The organism is Variovorax sp. GW821-FHT09B05, from assembly GCF_059418265.1.
In genome coordinates, this window is the sequence record NZ_JBWKPN010000003.1 from 69,956 (window position 1) to 90,912 (window position 20,957).

Genomic DNA, 20,957 nt, shown 5'->3' on the forward strand with positions numbered 1-20,957 from the left:
GGGATTCGTCAGGGCATGGTCAGCCTTTAAGATCGCGCCCGCTTTCAATTTCCCTTCATTCCTTTTTCCTCTTCCGGGGGTCCTCTCCATGAAAAAACTGCTAGCCCTGACGGCGATCGCCGCTGTTGCCATCGGCGCCCACGCCCAGGACTACCCGAGCGGCAAGCCCATCAGCATCGTGGTGCCCTTCGCCGCCGGCGGCCCCACCGACCGCGTCGCGCGCGACCTCGCCGAGGCGCTGCGCAAGCCGCTCGGCGGTGCCAGCGTGGTGATCGACAACGTGCCCGGCGCCGGCAGCTCGATCGGCGCGGCCAAGGTGGCGCGCGCGGCACCGGACGGCTACACGCTGCTGCTCAACCACATCGCGATGTCGACCATCCCGACGCTGGTGCGCAACGTGCCGTTCAAGGTCGAGAGCGACTTCGAGTACCTGGGCATCATCAACGACGTGCCGATGACGCTGATCGCCAAGCCCAGCCTGCCGGCCAACAACTACAAGGAACTGACCGACTGGATCGGCGCCAACAAGGGCAAGATCAACCTCGGCAACGCGGGCGTGGGCTCGGCCTCGCACCTGTGCGGCCTGCTCTACCAGAGCGCGATGAAGACCGAGATGACGCCCGTGCCCTACAAGGGAACGGCGCCGGCCATCACCGACCTGATCGGCGGCCAGATCGACCTGCTGTGCGACCAGACCACCAACACCTCGCCGCAGATCGAGGGCAAGAAGGTCAAGGCCTATGCCGTGACCACGCCCAAGCGCCTGACGGTGCCGCTGCTCAAGGACCTGCCCACGCTGCAGGAGTCGGGCCTGAAGGACTTCCAGGTCACGATCTGGCACGGCCTCTATGCGCCCAAGGGCACGCCGGCACCGGTGCTGAAGAAGCTCAACGACGCGCTGAAGGTCGCGCTCAAGGACCCCGACTTCCTGAAGAAGGAAGAAGCGCTGGGCGCCGTGGTGGCGGTCGACGGCCGCATCGAGCCCGATGGCCACAAGAAGTTCGTGCAGGCCGAGATCGCCAAGTGGAGCCCGATCATCAAGGCCGCGGGCGTGTACGCCGACTGATCGATCGCGTCGCTCGCATCAACGACGAAGCCGCCGGCCCTCGCGGGCCCGGCGGCTTTTTTCATGGGCCGCCGAGCGCGGCCCGGCCGGTTCACTTGGGGCGGATCGCGTCGGCCGTGCCCTGGATGAAGGCCTTGATGCTCTCGATGTCGTCGGCCGAGAGCTTGCCCGTGAAGTCGGGCATGCCGCGCGCCATCGCCGGGCCCTTGAGCACGAACTTGTCGAGGTTCTCGATGTAGGCGGAATCGAGGTAGCCGAGGTTCGGGATGTTGCCGCCGCGGTCCACGCCCGGCACGCCATGGCAGAAGACGCAGTTGCTGACGTAGAGCATGGTGCCGGCCTGGACCTTGGCCGGGTCGTACTTCACGCCCTGCACCAGCTTGCTCATGCGGTACTGCACGAAGTCCGGCATCTTGGCGGTGCCGCCGACCGCGAAGGTGTAGACGGTGCCCGGGCCCTGGCGCTCGGTGGCGCGCTGCGCGAGGCCGTACACGCCGCCCCAGCCCACGGCCACCGACACGTACTGCTTGCCGTCGACCATGTAGGTGGCGGGCGCGGCGACCACGCCGGTGCCGGTGGGCGTCTCCCAGAGCTTGTCGCCGTTGCGCGCGTCGTAGGCCACGAGCCGGCCGTCGGCCGTGCCCTGGAACACCAGGTTGCCCGCGGTGGTCAGGGTGCCGCCGTTCCACGGCGAGGCGTAGTCCACGCCCCAGGCCTCCTTCTGCTTGACCGGATCCCAGGCCACGAGGCGGCCGAAGGGCTTGCTGGTGGGCGGCTCGACGTTGGCGAACTTGCCGGTGTTCCAGCCCAGCGCCGCATGCGGGCGGCCCGGCGCGTTCTGGTCGAACTTCCAGTCCTTGTCGTCCATCAGGTTCAGCGGCACGTGCTGCGCGGGCAGGTAGGCCAGGCCGGTCTGCGGATTGAAGGACATCGGGTGCCAGTTGTGCGCGCCGAAGGGGCCGGGGATGCTGTCGCCGGGCTTCTCGTTCTGGCGCGCGGCGGCGATCTCGATCGGGCGGCCGTTCTTGTCGAAGCCGGTGGCCCAGTTGACCTCGACGAAGTTCTTCGCCGAGATGAACTTGCCGTTGGTGCGGTCGATGACGAAGAAGAAGCCGTTCTTCGGCGCATGCAGCACCACCTTGCGCTGCTTGCCGTCGACCTTGATGTTGGCCAGGATCATCGGCTGCGTGGAGGTGTAGTCCCAGTTGTCGCCGGGCGTCTCCTGGTAGTGCCAGACGTACTTGCCGGTGTCGGGATTGAGCGCGACCACCGAGCCCAGGTAGAGGTTGTCGCCGCCCTTGGGGCTGCGCGCCTTGTGGGCCCAGGGCGAGCCGTTGCCGGTGCCGATGTACATCAGGTTGAGCTCGGGGTCGAAGGCCATCGAGTCCCACACGGTGCCGCCGCCGCCGGCCTCCCAGTACTTGCCGTCGGGGTCCCAGGTCCTGGCGGCGCGCGCCATGGCCTCGTTCTCGAAGGGCTTGGCCGGATCGCCGGGCACGGTGAACCAGCGCCACTTCTGTTCGCCGCTGGCCGCGTCGTAGGCCGTGATGTAGCCGCGCACGCCGTACTCGGCGCCGCCGTTGCCGATGATCACCTTGCCCTTGAACACGCGCGGCGCGCCGGTGATGGTGTAGCTGCCCTTCTGGCCCTCGATGGTGTTCTTCTCCCAGAGCTTGCGGCCGCTGGCGGCATCGAGCGCGATCAGGCGGCCGTCGTAGGCGCCCACGTAGACCTTGCCCTCATACAACGCAACGCCTCGGTTCACCACGTCGCAGCAGCCCCTGAAGCCTTTGGACTTATCGACCTCGGGATCGAAGGTCCACAGCTTCTGGCCGGTGCGCGTGTCGATCGCATGCACCACGCTCCACGAGGCCGTGACGTACATGATGCCGTCGACCACCAGCGGCGTGGCCTCGACGCCGCGCGTGGACTGCAGGTCGTAGGACCAGACCAGGCCGAGCTGCTTCACGTTGCCCGCGTTCACCTGGTCGAGCTTGCTGAAGCGGGTCTCGGCGTAGTCCAGGCCGATGCTGGGCCAGTCGGGCGTCTGCTTCTGCGCCGCGTTGGCGCGGATGAAGCTGCCGTCGACACGCTGGGCGGCCGCGGCGGCACGGTCCTGCGGCGAGGGCCCGCTGCCCTGCGCCGCGGCGATCGATGCGACCGCGAACAGACATGCGGCGGCCAGCGCCGGCAGCCCGGAGGAATTCCTTCTTCTCGTCATCGTGGGTCTCCTTGTGCCCAGAGAATCGTCCGAGCGGCGCATGCGTTCACCTTCGGGATTTCCCCGATCCGGTGCTGTTCCATTGCGGAACACATTCGATGCTGGTCCCCGGTCCCCCAAGGAGGCGATGGCACATGACCCTCGACAGGCTGGGCACGGCGAACGCGCCGCGCCAACTCTTCGCCACCACGCCGGCACAGCGCGTGGCGCTCGCGCGGCAGCAGTTCTTCGAGGAAGGCGTGCGGCCCTCGGGCCTCGTCGGCGAGGCGGTGCTGCAGTCGTGGATGCGCTGCAGCCGCACCCACAGCGACCGCCAGCGCATCGTGCCCTTCGATCCCGTGACGCCGAGCCGGCTGCATGCCACGCTGGCGCGCAACCGCGAGCTGCTCGAGGTGGCGCGCCAGGAACTCGCGAGCATGGAGCACTCGCTCGCGGGCACCGACTGCCGCGTGATCCTCACCGACCGCGACGGCGTGGTGGTGCACGTCACGCACGAGCCCGCGCCCGCGCACCAGCCGGTGCTGCGCAAGACCGCGCGCGTGGGCGTGAACATCTCCGAGCGCGTGGTGGGCACCACCGCGCCCGGCATCGTCGCGAGCACCGGGCTGGCCTGCACGGTCGACGGCGCCGAGCACTACTTCGACGTGCTGCGCGAGATGCAGTGCGCGGCGGCGCCGATCCGCGACGTCGACGGCCGGCTCGCGGGCGTGCTCGACCTCACGGTGGAGGCGCAGCGCTTCGGCTTCGACGCGGCCTCGATGGTGGCGGTCTATGCGACCACGATCGAGAACCGCCTGCTGCAGGCGCAGTCGCGCGAGCACCTGATCCTGCGCTTCCAGGCCAGCCCCACGCTGCTGGGCACGCCGCTCGAGGGGCTGGCCGGCATCGCGGCCGACGGCACCATCGCCTGGCTCAACGGCGCGGGCGCGCGGCTGATCGGCCACCTGCCCGAGCATGCCGACGAGCGTGGCGTCGAATGCCTGCTGGGCCACGACCTCGCGAGCCTGCTGCGGCTGGGCCGGCGCGAATCGGCGCAGCCGCTGCGGCTGGCCAGCGGGCTCGGCGTGTGGGTGCAGGCGCAACTGCAGGGCGCGAACGGCATCGACTTCCGGCATGCGGTGGCGCTGCCGCAGCGTGTCGAGGTGCCGGCGCCGGCGCAGGAGCCGGTGCAGCAGATGCAGCAGGACGACGCAACAGTGTTGCAGCCCGCCGATGCGCCGGCCGCGCCGCAGGCCGGCACGCTGCGCGAGCACAGCCGCAAGCTGATCGAGGAGACGCTGGCCGCGCACGGCGGCAACGTGTCGCAGGCGGCGCGGCAGCTGCGCGTGTCGCGCGGCACGCTGTACCGGCGGCTGCGCAGTTGGGAACAGGGGGGCGACGAGCCGGGCGACGCCTAGCTCGTTCTCCTCACTCGCCCTCGCGGCCCGAGCCCGCCTCCACCGGCTGCGATTCGAGCAGCACGCAGATCGCGCGCACCTGCTGCTCGATGATCTTCGCCACCTCGGCGCGCCGCGCCGGTCCCATGCGGCTGGAGATCGCGGCCACGCTCACGGCCGCGATCGGGTTGTCGGGCGGAAAGGCGACGCCGATGGCCGCCGCGCCCGGCGTGGCCGCGCTGTCGAGGAAGGAGTGGCCCTGCGCGCGCGTCTGCGCGATCGCCTCGCGCAGGAAGCCCGGCGCGAAGGCGGCGCCGAACTTCGCATAGCGTGCCTCGTTGGAGGCCACGATCAGTTCGGCTTCGGCCTCGGGCAGCGCGCTGAGGATCGCGAGGCCGCCCGCGCCCACGCCCATCGGCCGGCGGATGCCGACGTCGAGCGTCAGCGCCTTGATCGGATAGGCACCGAGCGCGCGGCTGGTGCAGATCGATTCGGGGCCGCGCCGCTCGCTCAGGTAGACCGTGTCCTGCGTGAGTTCGGCGATGGTGCGCAGCGCCGGCTCGCAGAGCTCGCTCAGGTGGTAGCGCGGCTGGGCCAGCATGCCGAGCTCGTGCAGCAGCGGCCCCAGGTGGTACTTGCGCGTGAGCAGGTCGCGCACCAGCAGGCCCTCGACCTCGAGCCGCTGCAGCATGCGAAAGCAGGTCGACATCGGCAGGCCGCTCAAGTTCACGACGTCGGCGATGCGCATGCCGCGCCGCCCGCGCGAAGCCACCACGCGCAGCATGCCCACCACGCGCTCGATGCTCTGCGTACCCGAGCGCGCGCCGCCGGCGGTCGGTGGCGAATCGGTCTTGGCGGTGGTTCGGCGTTTAGTTTCCACGATGCGGCAGTAATTCGGGTTGCTCCCCAATAGGGAGGAAGTTGGCTCGACTGTAATCGGTGGATCGAAATACAAGGACTGCCACATCGTGGAAGTCGAAAGCCGAACAAGATGCCCCAGACGATGACCGAGAAGATCCTGGCCCGCGCCGCCGGCAGGCCGCGCGTGGTGCCCGGCGAGGAGATCACGGCGCGGCCCGATTTCGTGATCGCCTACGACTTCCCGGGCTACACCGACGTGTTCTTCAAGGAGACGCGCGAGGACTTCGGCATCGAGAAGGTGTCGAGCCCCAAGCGCTTCGTGCTGTTCATCGACCATATGGTGCCGGCCACCGCGCCGAAGGAAGAGGAGCTGCACAAGATCACCCGCGCCTGGGGCAAGGAACAGGGCGTGCCGGTGCACGAGCGCGAGGGCATCGGCCACCAGGTCGCGGCCGAGCTCGGCTATGCCACGCCGGGCGCCTTCGCCGTGCACTTCGACGGCCACGTGAGCCAGCTCGGCGCCTTCGGCACCTTCGCCTTCGGCGCGCGCAAGGGCGTGCTCGAGTCCTTCGTGACCGAGACGCTGACCCTGACCGTGCCCGCGACCGTGAAGGTCGAGCTCACGGGCACGCTGCAGCCCGGCGTGATGGCGCGCGACGTGTTCCATCACATGGTGCGCGTGATGGGCCCGGCCTCCTGCCGCTTCAAGGTGGTGGAACTCTGCGGCCCGGTGATCGACGCCATGAGCATCGAAGGCCGCCAGACGCTCTGCGGCCAGGCCATGTTCCTGGGCGCGACCACGATGCTGATCGCGCCCGATGCGAAGACGCTGGCCTATGTGCAGGGCCGCTCGAAGATCGCGCTCGATCCGGTCTACCCCGATGCCGATGCGACCTACGACAGCGTGGTGACGATCGACGTCTCGGCGCTCGAGCCCATCGTCGTGATTCCGCCGAGTCCCGCCAACACGCGCGACCTCAAGGACTACACCGGCGTGGAGGTGCACACCGGCTACCTGGGCTCGTGCGCCAGCGGCCGGCTCGAGGACCTGCGCATCGCGGCCGAGGTGCTGCGCGGGCGCCGCATCCAGCCGGGCTTCCAGCTGCACGTGGTGCCGACCTCCAAGGCCATCATGGCGGCGGCCGCGCGCGAGGGACTGATCGAGGTGCTGGTCGAGGCCGGCGCCTTCATCAGCTCGCCGAGCTGCGACTACTGCTTCGGCCGCATCGCGACCATGAGCGACGGCCAGCGCGCCGTGTCCACCGGCACGCTCAACACGCCCGGGCGCATGGGCAGCGTGGATTCGGAGATCTACATCTGCAACGCGGCGGTGGTCGCGGCCTCGGCGCTCGAGGGCCGCATCGCCGACCCGCGGCCCTACCTGGCGGCCGCGCGCGAAGGAGTTTCCGCATGAGCCTCGAGAACCTGCGCGGCCGCGCGGCCTGGGTCTTCGAGGAAGACGACTACGACATCGACCTGATCGTCGGCGTGCGCAACATCAAGATCACCGACGTGAAGGAACTGGCCGCGCTGGCCATGGCCGACTACATGCCCGGCTTCGCGGCCGGCGTGCACAAGGGCGACCTGCTGGTCGGCGGCCACAACTTCGGCTACGGCCATCCGCACTACCCGGCCATGCGCGCCATGCGGCACCTGGGCATCGCGGCGGTGATCGCCGAATCCTTCTCGCCGGGCTTCTTCCGCGGCGAGACCAGCATGGGCTTTCCGCTCGTGAGCTGCCCGGGTATCCGCGCGGCCACGGCGCGCGGCGACGAACTGACGGTCGACTGGGACACCAACGAAGTGAGGAACCTGCGCTCGGGTCAGACCTTGATGCTGCAGCCCTTCTCCGAATCCGAGCGCGGCATGCTCGACGCGGGCGGACTCATCCCCTACCTGAAGCGCCGCGTGGTCCCCGCGAGCTGAGCCCTTCTTCTTTTTCCTTGCAGTGAGTTCATGGCGCAGCGCCCATGTCGGGTCGCCACGCCCTTTTTCTGGAGACACACGATGACTTCATCCCGCCAGGCGCTGCGCCAGCGCATCACCCACGGCCCGACGCTCTGGTTCGGCGGCGCGCAGGACGCGCTGTCGGCCCTGCTGGTCGACCAGTCCGAGTTCGACGGCATCTTCAGCACCGGCTTCGGCGTCTCGGCCGCGCTGCTGGGCCAGCCCGACATGGAGCTCTACACGCTGAGCGAGAACGTCGCCACCGTGAACCGCATGGCGAACGTGGTGCGCAAGCCGATCTTCGTCGACGCCGACACGGGCTACGGCAGCGTGCTCAACGTGGGCCGGGCCGTGCGCGAATTCGAGAAGGCCGGCGCCGCGGCGCTGCAGCTCGAGGACCAGGTCAGCCCCAAGCGCTGCCCGGCCGCGGCGGCGCCCTCCACGCTGGTGTCCATCGACGACGCGGTGGCGCGCATCAAGGCGGCGCTCGATGCGCGCCTCGACCCCGACCTGCTGATCGTCGCGCGCACCGATGCCCAGGACCCGGGCGAGGCGCTCGAGCGCGCCGCGCGCTATGCCGAGGCCGGCGCCGACCTGATCCAGCCGATCTCGCGCACCTTCGAGCGCCACGAGCAGCTGGTGCAGCTGCGCGAGGCCTGCGGCCGCCGGCTGTCGCTGATGCTGATGGCCGGCACCTGGATGACGGCGCTGACGCGCGAGCAGATCGAGAGCGTGGCGGCCTTCGCGAGCTATCCGATCGCGGGCCTGCTGACCACCGTGCACACGGTGCAGGCCAACCTGCGCGAACTGGCGCGCCGCCGCTCGGGCGATTTCGCCGACCTGCCCTTCGCCCAGACCTCGATGGCCGACTTCAAGCACATCATCGGCTGGCATGCGCTCGAGGAGCGGCAGGCGCACTACGAGGTCCGCTGAGCCGGCACCACCCGTTTTCCCACCAGAAGAATCAGGAGCACACGTGCGTACCCTCACCCTCATCGGCCGTGTCCTCACGGCGGGATCCCTGGCCCTGGGCCTGGGCGGCGCCGCCCTGGCGCAGGACGCGGCCTATCCGACCAAGCCGATCCGCCTGGTCGTTCCCTACCCGCCGGGCGGCGCCACCGACGTGGCCGCGCGCATGCTGGGCCCGCGCCTGCAGGAGGAGCTGGGCCAGACCGTGCTGGTCGACAACCGGCCCGGCGCGGGCGGCAACATCGCCATGGTCAACGTGGTGCAGAGCCCGCCCGACGGCTACACGCTGGCGGTGACGCTCACGGGCATGCTGTCGATCAACCCGGTCATCTACAAGAAGGCGGGCTTCCAGGCGTCGGACTTCGTGCCGGTCGCGCGCGTGTCGCTGGCGCCGCTGCTGCTGGTGGTGCCCGAAAAGTCGCCGTACAAGAACGTGCAGGAGCTGCTGGCCGCGGGCAAGAAGGCCGGCAAGGGCGGCATGCCCTACGGCTCGGCCGGCGCGGGCGGGCTCTCGCACCTGGCGTCGGAAGCCTTCAACGCCAACGCCGACGGCAACTTCACGCACGTGCCCTACAAGGGCGGCGCGCCGCTGGTGCAGGCGCTGATGGCCAACGAAGTGAGCTGGGGCCTGCTGGGCACGGGCGACGTGCGCAGCTTCATCCAGTCGGGCAAGCTCAAGGCCATCGGCCAGCTGCGCAACGGCCGCTCCGAGCTGTGGCCCGAGGTGCCGACACTGACCGAGCAGGGCGTGCCCGGCGGCGTGGACTTCGACGTCTGGTTCGGCGTGGTCGCGCCCGCGAAGACGCCGCCCGCGGTGGTCAAGCTGCTCGGCGAGAAGATCGCCAAGATCACGGCCGAGCCGGCCTTCCGCAAGCGGCTCAACGACCTCGGCGGCGTGGCGCCCGCGACCGGCAACACGCCCGAGGCCTTCGCCGAGGTGCTCAAGCGCGAGCTCGCGATCCTGCCGAAGGCGGCGCAGGACGCGGGGCTGCAGCTGGACTAACGCTTGGGCAGCGCGTACGCGATCACGTGGTCGCCCGTGCGCGTGCCCAGCGAGCCATGGCCGCCCGCGGCCACCACCACGTACTGGCGGCCGTCGCCGCCCTCGTAGGTCATCGGCGTGGCCTGCCCGCCCGCGGGCAGGCGGCTGCGCCAGAGCTCCTTGCCGCTGTTCACGTCGTAGGCGCGCAGGTAGTAGTCGAGCGTGCCCGAGAGGAAGGCCACGCCGCCGCCCGTGAGGATCGGGCCGCCGAGGCTGGGCACGCCCATCGCGAAGGGCAGCGGCAGCGGCGAGCTGTCGCGCACGGTGCCGTTCTTGTGCTTCCAGAGGATTTGGCCGCTGCGCAAGTCGGCGGCGGCCACGTGGCCCCAGGGCGGCGCCTGGCACGGCAGGCCGAGCGCCGAGGTGAAGGGATGGAGCTTCACCGCGAAGGGCGCGCCGAAGTTCTCGTTGAGCGCGGGCAGGCTGCCCTCGGGCGGCTTGCCGCCCTGCACGTAGAGCGTGCTGTCGTCGGCGCGCGGGACCAGCGTGGAGACGAAGGCCAGCGAGGCCGGCGTGGCGAACGCGATCTGCCGCTGCGGATCGACCGCCACGCCGCCCCAGTTGAAGACGCCGAAGTTGCCCGGATAGATCAGCGAGCCCTGCGTCGACGGCGGCGTGAAGCGGCCCTCGTAGCGCAGCCGGTGGAAGGCGATGCGGCAGGCCAGCTGGTCGAACACGGTGGCGCCCCACATGTCGGCCGGCCGCAGCGCGGGCGGGTCGAAGGACAGGCCCGACACCGGCTGCGTCGGCGCCGTGCGGTCGCCCTGCGCGGCGCCCTGCGGCGCGGCCTGCTCGCGCACCGGCACCACGGGCTGGCCGGTGCGTCGGTCGAGCACGAACAGCTCGCCCTGCTTGGTCGGCTGCACCAGCGCCGGCACGCGCACGCTGCCCACGCGCAGGTCGACCAGGCTGGGCTGCGCGGGCACGTCGTAGTCCCAGAGGTCGTGGTGCACGGTCTGGAAATGCCAGCGCACGCGGCCGGTCGCGAGGTCGAGCGCGACCACCGACGACGCATAGCGCTCGGCCCCCTCGGTGCGCTTGCCGCCCCACTGGTCGGGCGGCTGGTTGCCCATGGGCACGTAGACCATGCCGAGCTTCTCGTCCACGCTCGAGATCGACCAGCTGTTGGGCGAGTTGACGGAGTAGGTCCGACCCGGGCCGATCGGCGCGGTGTCCTCGGGCCGGCCCGAGTCCCAGTTCCACACCAGCGCGCCGGTCTCGATGTCGAAGGCGCGGATCACGCCCGAGGTCTCCTGCGTCGAGACGTTGTCGAGCACGGTGCCGCCCACCACGATCAGCGAGCGCGTGACCACCACCGGCGAGGTCGCGTAGTACGAGCCCGGCTTCACGTTGGGCATGTTCTTCCACAGGTCGATCTGGCCGCTGCCGCCGCCGAAGCGCGCGCAGGGCTTGCCGCTCTCGGGATCGAGCGCGAGCACGCGGCCGTCGGCCGTGGGCATGAACAGCTTGGCGGCGCAGGCGCCGTCGGCCGAGAGGTTGGGCGACGGGGCCGCGGCCGGCGGCGGCTGGTACGAGAGGCCGCGGCAGGTGAGATGCTGCAGCGCGAGCGAGGGCGCGATCTTCGGCGTGTGGCGCCACAGCTCCTGGCCCGTGGTCGCGTTGAGCGCCACCACCGACTGGTGCGGCGTGCAGAGGAACAGCCGCTCGCCGACCTTCAGCGGCGTGACCTCGAAGGTGGTCTCCTCGGGATCGCCGGGCTGGCCGCGCACGTCGCCGGTGCGGTAGTGCCAGGCCTCCTGGAGCTGCGACACGTTGACCGGCGTGATCTGGCCCAGCGTCGAATAGCGCTGGCCCATGGCGGTGCCGCCGTAGGCGGTCCAGTCGGCGCCGGCGGGCGGCAGCGCCTCGCCGGTGAAGGGCGGATCGGCCTGCGGCGCGATGCCCTCGAGGCGCTCGTCGCCGCGCACCCACGACAGCACGGCCGCCACCGCGAAGGCCGCGAGCACCAGGCTCAGCGCCCGGCGCGACGCCACGATGCCGGCACCGTCGCGCCGCGCGAGCGCACGCGCGACCCAGGGCGTGAGCAGCAGCAGGCCGAGCAGGAAGAACAGGTCGCCGCGCGCGGCCATCGGCCACCATGCGAGCCCCACCTCCCACAGCGCCCAGGCCAGCGTGAACGCGACCACCAGCGCATAGACCATCAGGCCGCGCCCGCCGCCGCGCGGCAGCAGCAGCGCGGTGGCGACGAGGCCCAGGCCCGCGAGCAGGTAGTACCAGGAGCCGCCGAGCGCGATCAGCCAGCCGCCCGCGACGACGAGCCCCAGGCCGGCCAGTCCGATCAGCAGCGCGAGGACGAGGAGCAGCGCGCTGGCGCGGGGACGGGTGGACGAGGGCATGGCAGGGACTCCGGAACGGCGGGCAAGCGCGCACCGTAGTCCCGTGCGCGCCCCGCCGGCGTAGGCGGTTCGCGCATGTGCCTCCCGGCGCGGTGCGGCAGATCGCGCGCACGGGGACCAAGGTATGCAGCGCGCGGGCGCGGCGTGGACGAAGGTACTCGCGAACTCAGACCCGCGCGCTCAGGCCCGCGCGCGCATGGGCCAGCGCCGCCCGCGCGCGCCGCGCCCGCGCATCGGGCTGCAGCGGCCGCAGGTACTCGTGCAGCGCGAGCGCGGCCGCGCCCACCGCGGGCGCGAGCGCGTCGTAGCGCGCGGTGCGCAGCTCGGGCGCGGGCATGCCGGCGCCGTCGGCATGGTGCTTGACGCTCGCGAAGGCGGCCTGCGCGAAGCCGCGGTGCTCGGCGCAGGACTTGCCGCCGAGCACGATGGCGCGCGGATTGAAGGTGACCCAGAGGTTCTGCAGCAGCACGCCGAACAGCGCGGCGGCGCGCTGCATGTCCACGCCCTCGCGCGCCAGCACGCGGGCACCGAAGAAGGCCTCGGCGCAGCCGCGCCGGCCGCACGAGCACGGCGGGCCGTCGAGCTCGAGGATGGTGTGGCCGATCTCGCCGGCCATGCCCTGGGCGCCGGTGAACAGGCGGTCGTTGAGCACCACGCCCGCGCCCACGCCGACGTCGCAGTTGACGAAGATCAGCGGGTCCTCGCCCTCGCCCGCGGCGAACTCGTACTCGCCGAGCGCGGCGGCATCGGCATCGTTCTGCAGCTGCACCGTGACGCCCGTGAGGCCGGCCGCGGCCAACGCGTCCTCGAGCATCGGCAGCAGGCGCACGTTGCGCCAGCCGAGGTTGGGCGCGAAGCGGACCTCGCCGGTGCAGTCGTCGACCGCGCCCGGCACGCACACGCCGATGCTCGACAGCCGCAGCCCGCGCTCGGCCAGCCGGCGGTGCGCGGCCGCGGCCATGCGCGCGACCTGCGCGCAGGTGCCGGCCGGCGCGCTGTCGGCCAGCGCCTGCTCGTCGGAATGCAGCACCTCGCCCTGCAGCGAGACGCAGGCCAGCCGCGCCGTGTCGACCGCGATCTCGATGCCCATGAGCGCGCGCACGCCGACATTGATCTGCAGCGGGGTCGAGGGCCGCCCGAGCCCGTCGGCCACCGCGGCGCCCGATTCGCTGAGCCAGCCCTCGTCGAGCAGCTCGCGCACCAGCAGGCTCACGGTCGACTTGGTGAGGCCGCTCTCGCTCGCGAGCCGCGCGCGCGACAGCCCCGGCTGCGCGCGCAGGAGCCGCAGCAGCACGCTGCGGTTCATGCGCTTGAGCAGTTGCTGGTCGCCGATGGTCTTCATGCGCGGGGCCGGGTGGGAAAGCCTCAGGCCGTGGCCACCGCCGTCGCCGCATGCGGCGCCTGCTCGCGGCCCTCGGGCCGCTTGCCCGCGATGATCATGCCGAGCACCTCATCCTCGGTGACGTCGGCGGTGCGGTAGGTGCCGACCAGCTTGCCGTTCTTCATCACCGCGAGCCGGTCGCTCAGCGAGAACACGTCGGGCATGTCGTGGGTGATCAGGAAGATGCCCACGCCGTCGTCCTTGAGCTGCTTCACGAGCCGGCCGACCATCGCGGTCTCCTCGGGGCCGAGCGCGGCGCAGGGCTCGTCCATGATCAGGATGCGCGCGTTGAAGTACAGCGCGCGCGAGATCGCCACCACCTGGCGCTGGCCGCCCGAGAGGCGGCGCACCGGGATGCGGATGTTGGTGAAGTTCTTGTTCAGGCGCTGGAACACCTTGCGCGCCTGCACTTCCATGAAGTGGTCGTCGAGCGTGTTCCAGGCCGTCATCTTCTCGCGGCCCAGGAACAGGTTGGCCACCGAGTCGAGGTTGTCGGCCAGCGCCAGGGTCTGGTAGATGGTCTCGATGCCCTGCGCCTGCGCCTCGGCCGGGGTGCGGATGTTGACCTTGTCGCCCGCGATGCGCACCTCGCCCGAGTCGATCGGGTAGGCGCCCGCGAGCATCTTCATCAGCGTGGACTTGCCGGCGCCGTTGTGGCCCAGCAGCGCCACCACCTCGCCCGGATAGAGGTTGACGCTCACGCCGTCGACCGCCTTCACGCCGCCGAAGGCCTTGCGGATCTCCTGCAGCTCGACCAGCGGCCGGGTCTTGTCGATCTCGGCCATCTTCAGTTCTCCCCGAATTTGCGGCGATAGAGCACGTCGAACACCACGGCCACGATCAGCACCTGGCCGATGATCACCATGCGCTTGCCGATCGGCACGTCGAGCAGCAGCATGCCGCTGTCGAGCGACTGCATGATCAGCGCGCCCAGCACCGAGCCGAAGATCGAGCCGCTGCCGCCGGCCAGCGCGGTGCCGCCAATGACGGCCGCGGCGATCACGTAGAGCTCCATGCCGGTGCCCAGCGAGTTGGTGCCGGCGTTCAGGCGCGCGATCGAGACGATGGCCGCGATGGTCACCAGCACCGCGAGCAGCGCGAACAGCATCAGCGTGACGCGCTTGACCGGAATGCCCACCAGCGCCGCCGCATCGGGGTTGCCGCCCATCGCGAAGACGTAGCGGCCGAAGCGCGTGCGGTGCACGATGAACGACAGCACGATCGCCACCACGGCCCAGATCAGCACCGGGATCGGGATGCCCTGCGGCGCGTCCTTCGAGTCGATCTTGTAGTGGTTCATCACGGCCGCGAACAGCAGCACCACGGCCGCCGGCACCGCGGTCAGCAGCAGCTCGATCCACAGCGGCTCGTTGGGCATCTCGTGGCGCGTGCGCGCGCGGCGCTTCTGCACCATGCGCGCGAACAGCACCACGGCCACCAGCCCCGCGATCACCCAGCTGGCCGTGACGCCGATGCCGCCGTCGTAGCCGCCGCCCAGGCGCTGGAAGAACTCGTCGTTGACCGGCTGGGTCTTGCCGTCGGCCACCAGGAAGGCCGCGCCGCGGAACGACATCAGGCCGCCGAGCGTGACCACGAACGAGGGCACGCCGAGCACCGCCGTGAGCCAGCCCTGGTAGATGGCCACCAGCAGCGCCACCGCGAGCCCCGCGAGGCAGGCCGTGGGCCAGGACCAGCCCGAGGTGTACTGCAGGTAGGCGATCAGCACGCCCACGAAGCCCATCACCGAGCCGACCGACAGGTCGATGTGGCGCGCCACGATGATCAGCACCATCACGGTCGAGACGATGCCGACCACGGCCGTCTGCTGGGCCACGTTGTAGAGGTTCTCGGGCGTGAGGAACACGCCGCCCGACATGAGGTTGAAGGCGATCGCCAGCACCGCCAGCAGCACGCACATCAGCACGAGCCGCAGGTCGATGCCGGTGCGGCGCCACCAGCCTGGGGTTGGATTGCTCATTGGAGGACTCCCTCGGAGAAAACGGGATGGGCGGCGGCGGTCATGCCGGCCCGTCGGGGACGAGGCCCGCGCCCTGCCGCGGATCGCGCGCGGCGCGGCGGGACGCACCGCGCGGTGCGTCCCCCTGCCCTGTTCTTACTTGCAGGCCGCCGGCGCGTTCGCGCCCGAGACGCCCTTGCAGAGTTCGTCCTTCTTGATCCAGCCGGCCTTGACGACCACGTCGAGGTTGTCGCGCGTGACCGGCACCGGCGTCAGCAGGCGCGAGGACAGCGAGACCTTCTTCGGGCCCGAGTTCCAGGTGCCGGCCTTCTCGACCGGCTTGCCCTGCGACAGCGCCAGCGCGGCGCTGGCGGCCTCGCGGCCGAGCTCGCGCGAGTCCTTGAAGATGGTGGCGGTCTGCGTGCCCAGCGCGATGCGGTTGAGCGCCGCGAAGTCGGCGTCCTGGCCCGACACCGGGATGCCGCGCAGGCCCTTGGCCGTGAGCGCGGCCACCGCGCCGCCGGCCGTGCCGTCGTTGGCGGCCACCACGGCATCGACCTTGTTGCCGTTCTTGGTGAGGATCTGCTCCATGTTCTTCTGCGCCACCTCGGGTTTCCAGCCCTCGGTGTATTCGTCGCCGACGATCTTGATGTCGCCCTTCTTGATGGCATCGGCCAGCACTTCCTGCTGGCCCGCGCGCAGGAAGTCGGCGTTCGGGTCGCTCGGCGAGCCCTTGATGATCACGTAGTTGCCCTTGGGCTTGACCTTGAGCACCTCGCGCGCCTCCATGCGGCCGACCTCGACGTTGTCGAAGGTGATGTAGAACACGCCGGGCGCCTCGATCAGGCGGTCGTAGGCCACCACGGGCACCTTCTGGCGCGTGGCCTTGTTCACCGCGGGCAGGATCGCGTCCTTGTCCATCGCCAGCACGATCAGCGCCTTCGCGCCCTTGGCCATCAGGCCCTCGATGTCGCCGAGCTGCTTCTCGGGCGAGCCGCCCGCATCGGCACTGATGTACTTGGCGCCGAGCTTCTCGAGCTGCGCCTTGATCGCGGCCTCGTCGGTCTTCCAGCGTTCTTCCTGGAAGTTGGACCAGCTCACGCCGACCACGGTCTGGGCCATGGCGCCCACGGCCGTCAGACCGAAAGCCATGGCGGCCAGGGTGTGTTTCAGTTGCATCGATGTCTCTCCAGTGTTGAGTCGCCCGGTGCAGGCGGCCTGTGCGTCGGGACCGGCGCGAGAAGGCCGGAACCCGCCCCATGCCACGCCTGTTGTTCGCCGCGGACCCGATTGAGAACCTTGGCGCTACTTAGTTTGGCTGGCGAACTAACTATCCCATCGCAGGCGCGGCGGGGGCATCGGGGAATTCCCCGAGCAGGTCGGACGGACGGGGGAAAAGGAGGCGCCCCGGCTCAGGGCGCGGGTGCGTTCGCCGGCGCGGGGGCCGGCCAGGCGACCTCGCTGGCCACGCGCGGCTTGCCCATCGGCGCGCCGGCCTTGCCGATGCGCACGGCCGCCATGTCGGCCTCGCTCGGGTACTGGTCCGAGAGCCAGTAGTCGAACACGCGGCGCGCGATCGGCGCGGCGGCGCCGGCGCCCCAGCCGGCGTTCTCGACGATCACGGCGAGCGCGATCTTGGGATCGTTGACCGGCGCGAAGGCCATGAACAGCGCGTGGTCGCGCTGGTGCTCCTCGAGCGCGCGCGCGTTGTACTTGGTGTTCTGCGCCTGCGTCACGGCCTGCGCCGTGCCGGTCTTGCCGGCCGCCTGGTAGCCCGCGCCCGCGAACACGCTGCGCGCGGTGCCGCTGGTGACCACGCTGGTCAGGCCCTCGCGGATGACAGCGATGTTGGCCGCCGTGAGGCCCAGGTTCACGCCCGGCGGCTGCGGCAGCGGCACCACCTGGCCGCTGACGGTGTCGCGCGTGGCGAGCGCGAGGTGCGGCTTGTGCTTGATGCCGCCGTTGGCCACGATCGCGGTGGCCTGCGCGAGCTGCAGCATGGTGAAGGTGTTGTAGCCCTGGCCGATGCCCAGCGAGATGGTCTCGCCCGCGTACCACTTCTTCTGCTCGGGCCGCTTGTAGGTGTTGCGCTTCCACTCGGTGCTCGGCAGCACGCCGCGCACCTCGCCGCCGAGGTCGATGCCGGTGATCTGGCCGAAGCCCAGCGGCTTCATGAAGTCGTGGATCATGTCCACGCCCATCTCGTTGGCCAGCGAGTAGTAGTAGATGTTGCTCGACAGCTGGATCGAGCGGCGCATGTCGACGCCGCCCAAGTTGCCCTCGGGGCTGCCGAAGCGGTGGCCGCCGAAGTTGAAGTAGCCGGGGTCGTTGACCACCACGCTGGCGCCGCGCTTGCCGGTCTGCAGCGCGGCCAGCGCCATGAAGGGCTTGTAGGTGGAGCCGGGCGGGTAGGTGCCGCGCAGCGCGCGGTTGAGCAGCGGCTTGTCGATCGACTCGGTCAGCGCCTGCCAGCTCTCGGTGTCGATGCCCTCGACGAACAGGTTGGGGTCGAAGGTGGGCTTGCTCACGAAGGCCAGCACCTCGCCGGTCTTGGGATCGATCGCCACCAGCGCGCCGCGCCGGTCGCCGTACATCTCCTCGACCAGCTTCTGCAGCTTGATGTCGATCGACAGCATGACGGTGTTGCCCGGCGTGGCCGGATGGCTCGCGAGCCGGCGCACCGCGCGGCCGCCGGCCGAGGTCTCCATCTGCTCGACGCCGGTCTGGCCGTGCAGCGTCTTCTCGTAGCTCTGCTCGATGCCGAGCTTGCCGATGTAGTCGGTGCCCTTGTAGTTGGCCTGCTCTTCCTCGTCCCAGTCCTCCATCGCGATCTTCTCGCGCTGGTTGATGCGGCCGATGTAGCCGAGCACGTGCGAGCCCAGCTCGCCCTGCGGATAGTTGCGGAACAGCCGCGCCTTGATCTCCACCCCCGGAAAGCGGTAGCGCTGGGCCGCGAAGCGCGCGACCTCCTCGTCGCTCAGGCGGGTGCGGATCGGGATCGAGTCGAAGCTGCGCGAGTCCTCGCGCAGGCGCTTGAAGCGGCGCCGGTCGCGCGGCGAGACCTCGACCACCTGCGTCAGGTCGTCGATGGTCTGCTCCACGTCGCCCACCTTCGAGGGCGTGATCTCGAGCGTGTAGGCCGAGTAGTTGGAGGCCAGGATGATGCCGTTGCGATCGAGGATCAGCCCGCGGTTGGGCACCACCGGCACCACGGCCGTGCGGTTGCTCTCGGCCTGCTCGGCCAGGTCCTCGTGGCGCGTGACCTGCAGGTAGATCAGCCGCGACGACAGCAGCCCGAAGGCGAACAGCACCGTGAGGCCGATCACGATCACGCGGCGCTTGAAGCGCGCGAGGTCGGCGGCGACGTTGCGGATTTCGGTCATGGGCGGCGAACGGTCAATGGATGAGCTTAGGCTTCATGCGGTGGCGAGGCAACCGGCCCGGTATCGCCGGTGCCGGCGGGCACGAAGTCCACCGTGGCGCCGAGCGCGCGCAGGCTGCGCAGGTCGGCTTCCAGATGAGTTTGGAAACCGCTGCACAGTTCCAGCGGCAGCGCCTTGAGCAGCGCGAGCGCGCGTGCCGGCGCGACGCCGAGCAGCCGCACCAGGCATTGCGCGACCTCGACGCGGCGCGCGCCCGCGTCGCGCAGCACCAGCGCGCCGCGCGTCCAGTGCGCGGGGTCGACCGGCGCGGACGCCTCTTCCTCTTCGGGCGCGTCCATGGCCTCGGCGAGGTTGGCGCGGATCTCGCGCCAGGGCGCGCCCTCGGTGCCGGGCTCGCGCTCGATGCGCGCGAGCATCGCGCCCTGGTCGTCGCCCAGCGCCGCCAGCGCCTGCAGCAGCGCGCCGAAGCGCTCGATCGACGCGGCCACGGGCGACGGCGTCCAGCGGCCGGCCGAGGCCGGCGCCCACCAGACCGGATAGCCCGCGTCGGCCTCGCGCAGGTCGATGAAGTAGGGATCGCGAAAGTAGTTGGCCGCCACCGCGAGCCAGGCGGGATGCCACTGGCCCGGCGCCTCGCCGCTCAGGTCCTCGCCGGTGTGGCCGTGCGAGCGGTAGCCGACCTGGAAGGCCTCGATGCCGCCCGGCTCGGGATACCACTGCGGCAGCCCGAGGTCGCCGACCACGAGGGCGGCATCCACGAAGGCCTGCACGGACGGCGGCAGGGAAGGCCCGGCGACGGACATGCTCACAAGGGACGGTTTTCGTCGGGCTCAGGCGTGCGTCGCTGCGGCGCCAGCAGCACGAAGGTGGCCAGCGGCCACAGCGCGGCCTCGACCGCCGGCGAGATCAGCACCGACCAGCCCGGGAACACCCCGCCGCCGAGGATGCGCGTGACGATCTCGATCAGCTGCGACAGCGCGAACAGCGGCAGCACCTGCAGCGCCTGCGACAGCACCGGGTACCAGAGCAGGCGGCGGTGGATGGTGATCGCGAAGAAGCCCAGCGTGGTGTAGGACAGCGCATGCTGGCCGAGCATCGAGGCCTGGTGCACGTCCATCAGCAGGCCGAAGACGAAGGCGGCGCCGATACCCACGCGCATCGGCTGGTGCACGCCCCAGAACACGATCGCCAGCGCGAGCAGGTCGGGCATCCAGGCGGCGCGGCCGATCGGGACCATGTTGATCAGCAGGGCCACCACCAGGCTGCCCCACATGAACACGGGGCTGACGGGCAGCAACAGCTGCTGCTGGCCGGGTCGCTTGATCATCGCGCGGCCTCCGCGGGTTTCTTGGCGGCGGCGCCGTTCTTCTCGGACGCCTTCTCCGCGCCCTTGACGGCCGCGCCGGCCTTGCCTTCTGCCTTCTTCGGGCGCGGTGCCGGCGCGGCCGCGGCCGCCGGCGGCGGTGCCGAGGGCGCGCCCGTGGGCTGCAGCACCAGCACGTAGCGCGCGGCCATCACGTGCGCGAGCGGCACGCAGTAGATGCGCGCGAAGGCCGAGTCGGCGCGGCGCTCGATGCGCTCGATCTTCGCCACCGGCAGGCCGGCGGGATAGATGCCGTCGACGCCGCTGGTGGACAGCAGGTCGCCCTCCTGCAGGTCGGCGTTGGCGGCCATGAAGCGCAGCTCGAGCCCGCCGCCATGCGCCGAGGCATCGCCGAAGGCCACGCTGCGCACGCCGGTGCGGGTGTTCTGCACGGGAATGGAGAGGTCGCGGTCGATCACCAGCGTGACCTCGCTCGTGAAGGGCTGCACCGCCGTCACCTGGCCGAGCACGCCCTGCGCGTCGATCACCGGCGAACCCGGCGCCACGCCCTGGGCCAGGCCCTGGTCGATGACGATCTTGCGCGTGTAGGGGTCGGCCGCGTCGTACAGCACCTCGGCCGCGCGGCCCGGCGTCTGCTGCAGCTGGCGCAGCTCGAGCAGCGCGCGCAGCCGCGCGTTGTCCTGCGCCAGCGTGTCGGCCTGGCTCGCGCGCTCGGCCTGCAGCATCAGCGCCTTGCGCGCGTCGGCCTCGTTCTTCTGCGCGGTCTGCAGGTCCTCGAGGTAGCCGCCGGCGCCCACCACGAACTGCACGGGCTTGAGCGCCACCCACTGCACCGGGTAGAGCACGGCCGCGATGGCCTGGCGCACCGGCTGCACGATGTGGAAGCGGGCGTCCGCCACCATCAGGAAAAGCGCGAGCGTGCTGAAGAAGATCAGCTTGCTCAGCGCCGATGGCCCCTGGTTGAACAGGGGTGGCGCGGTGCGGTCGAGCGTGCCCAGGGGCATGGGATCAGGTCGGGTGCTGCGGCATCAGATGACAAAAGGCCGGCCCGCGCAAGCGGGGGCCGGCCGATG

At 70.8% G+C, this 20,957-nt stretch carries 17 protein-coding genes; 6 read left to right on the forward strand and 11 right to left on the reverse strand.

The genetic code is table 11. The features are described 5' to 3' along the window. Positions 1-88: 88 nt before the first annotated feature. On the forward strand, positions 89-1,066 hold the full coding sequence (locus AC07RM_RS08735; RefSeq protein ID WP_093344113.1) for a tripartite tricarboxylate transporter substrate-binding protein: 978 nt from the start codon (positions 89-91) through the stop codon (positions 1,064-1,066). A 91-nt stretch (positions 1,067-1,157) separates the two neighbouring features. Here the strand turns inward: AC07RM_RS08735 and AC07RM_RS08740 are convergent, their stop codons facing one another. Further along, positions 1,158-3,287, reverse strand: coding sequence for a PQQ-dependent dehydrogenase, methanol/ethanol family (locus AC07RM_RS08740; RefSeq protein WP_495334209.1), 2,130 nt, complete (start codon positions 3,285-3,287; stop codon positions 1,158-1,160). Positions 3,288-3,421: 134 nt separating this feature from the next. On the opposite strand from AC07RM_RS08740, the gene AC07RM_RS08745 reads away from it, so the two are divergent. Further along, on the forward strand, positions 3,422-4,684 hold the full coding sequence (locus AC07RM_RS08745) for a helix-turn-helix domain-containing protein (protein WP_495334210.1): 1,263 nt from the start codon (positions 3,422-3,424) through the stop codon (positions 4,682-4,684). 10 nt (positions 4,685-4,694) lie between these two features. Here AC07RM_RS08745 and AC07RM_RS08750 read toward each other — a convergent pair whose 3' ends face one another. Continuing rightward, the gene (locus AC07RM_RS08750; protein ID WP_495334211.1) at positions 4,695-5,543 is read right to left on the reverse strand and encodes an IclR family transcriptional regulator; all 849 of its coding nucleotides are present in this window, start codon (positions 5,541-5,543) and stop codon (positions 4,695-4,697) included. A 123-nt stretch (positions 5,544-5,666) separates the two neighbouring features. Here AC07RM_RS08750 and AC07RM_RS08755 point away from each other — a divergent pair, with 123 nt between their 5' ends. From AC07RM_RS08755 to AC07RM_RS08770, 4 genes are all read left to right on the forward strand, one after another. Continuing rightward, positions 5,667-6,938, forward strand: coding sequence for a 3-isopropylmalate dehydratase large subunit (locus AC07RM_RS08755; protein ID WP_495334212.1), 1,272 nt, complete (start codon positions 5,667-5,669; stop codon positions 6,936-6,938). Next, entirely contained in the window at positions 6,935-7,450 is a 516-nt protein-coding gene (locus tag AC07RM_RS08760) for a LeuD/DmdB family oxidoreductase small subunit (protein ID WP_261215390.1), read from the forward strand. The genes AC07RM_RS08755 and AC07RM_RS08760 overlap by 4 nt, the downstream gene beginning before the upstream one ends. Before the next feature lie 81 nt (positions 7,451-7,531). Further along, positions 7,532-8,404, forward strand: a complete 873-nt coding sequence (locus tag AC07RM_RS08765) for an isocitrate lyase/PEP mutase family protein (RefSeq protein WP_093344104.1) — start codon at positions 7,532-7,534, stop codon at positions 8,402-8,404. Between the two features lie 43 nt (positions 8,405-8,447). Further along, positions 8,448-9,443 (forward strand): Bug family tripartite tricarboxylate transporter substrate binding protein, encoded by a 996-nt coding sequence (locus AC07RM_RS08770; RefSeq protein ID WP_398499964.1) that lies wholly within the window; start codon positions 8,448-8,450, stop codon positions 9,441-9,443. On the opposite strand, the gene AC07RM_RS08775 is transcribed toward AC07RM_RS08770, so the two are convergent. The 9 genes from AC07RM_RS08775 to mreC form a co-directional block, all read right to left on the reverse strand. Further along, positions 9,440-11,839, reverse strand: coding sequence for a membrane-bound PQQ-dependent dehydrogenase, glucose/quinate/shikimate family (locus AC07RM_RS08775; RefSeq protein ID WP_495334213.1), 2,400 nt, complete (start codon positions 11,837-11,839; stop codon positions 9,440-9,442). The genes AC07RM_RS08770 and AC07RM_RS08775 overlap by 4 nt on opposite strands. A 166-nt stretch (positions 11,840-12,005) precedes the next feature. Then, positions 12,006-13,181 (reverse strand): ROK family transcriptional regulator, encoded by a 1,176-nt coding sequence (locus tag AC07RM_RS08780; protein WP_093344100.1) that lies wholly within the window; start codon positions 13,179-13,181, stop codon positions 12,006-12,008. A 23-nt stretch (positions 13,182-13,204) separates the two neighbouring features. Continuing rightward, positions 13,205-14,005: an ATP-binding cassette domain-containing protein gene (locus AC07RM_RS08785; protein ID WP_495334214.1), complete on the reverse strand. Its 801-nt coding sequence runs from the start codon at positions 14,003-14,005 to the stop codon at positions 13,205-13,207. A gap of 2 nt (positions 14,006-14,007) precedes the next feature. After that, the gene (locus AC07RM_RS08790) at positions 14,008-15,198 is read right to left on the reverse strand and encodes a sugar ABC transporter permease (RefSeq protein WP_093344098.1); all 1,191 of its coding nucleotides are present in this window, start codon (positions 15,196-15,198) and stop codon (positions 14,008-14,010) included. A gap of 135 nt (positions 15,199-15,333) precedes the next feature. Then, positions 15,334-16,356, reverse strand: a complete 1,023-nt coding sequence (xylF, locus tag AC07RM_RS08795; RefSeq protein ID WP_495334215.1) for a D-xylose ABC transporter substrate-binding protein — start codon at positions 16,354-16,356, stop codon at positions 15,334-15,336. A gap of 233 nt (positions 16,357-16,589) precedes the next feature. Next, positions 16,590-18,560 carry a penicillin-binding protein 2 gene (mrdA, locus tag AC07RM_RS08800; RefSeq protein ID WP_203203792.1) on the reverse strand — a complete coding sequence of 657 codons (1,971 nt, stop codon included), beginning with the start codon at positions 18,558-18,560 and terminating at the stop codon, positions 16,590-16,592. Positions 18,561-18,586: 26 nt separating this feature from the next. Next, complete coding sequence (locus AC07RM_RS08805; RefSeq protein ID WP_495334216.1) at positions 18,587-19,369, reverse strand: hypothetical protein; 783 nt, start codon at positions 19,367-19,369, stop codon at positions 18,587-18,589. After that, the gene (mreD, locus tag AC07RM_RS08810) at positions 19,366-19,887 is read right to left on the reverse strand and encodes a rod shape-determining protein MreD (protein WP_093344091.1); all 522 of its coding nucleotides are present in this window, start codon (positions 19,885-19,887) and stop codon (positions 19,366-19,368) included. The genes AC07RM_RS08805 and mreD overlap by 4 nt, the downstream gene beginning before the upstream one ends. Continuing rightward, positions 19,884-20,888 carry a rod shape-determining protein MreC gene (gene mreC, locus AC07RM_RS08815; RefSeq protein WP_495334217.1) on the reverse strand — a complete coding sequence of 335 codons (1,005 nt, stop codon included), beginning with the start codon at positions 20,886-20,888 and terminating at the stop codon, positions 19,884-19,886. Before mreC ends, mreD begins: the two co-directional genes overlap by 4 nt. Between the last annotated feature and the right edge of the window lie 69 nt (positions 20,889-20,957).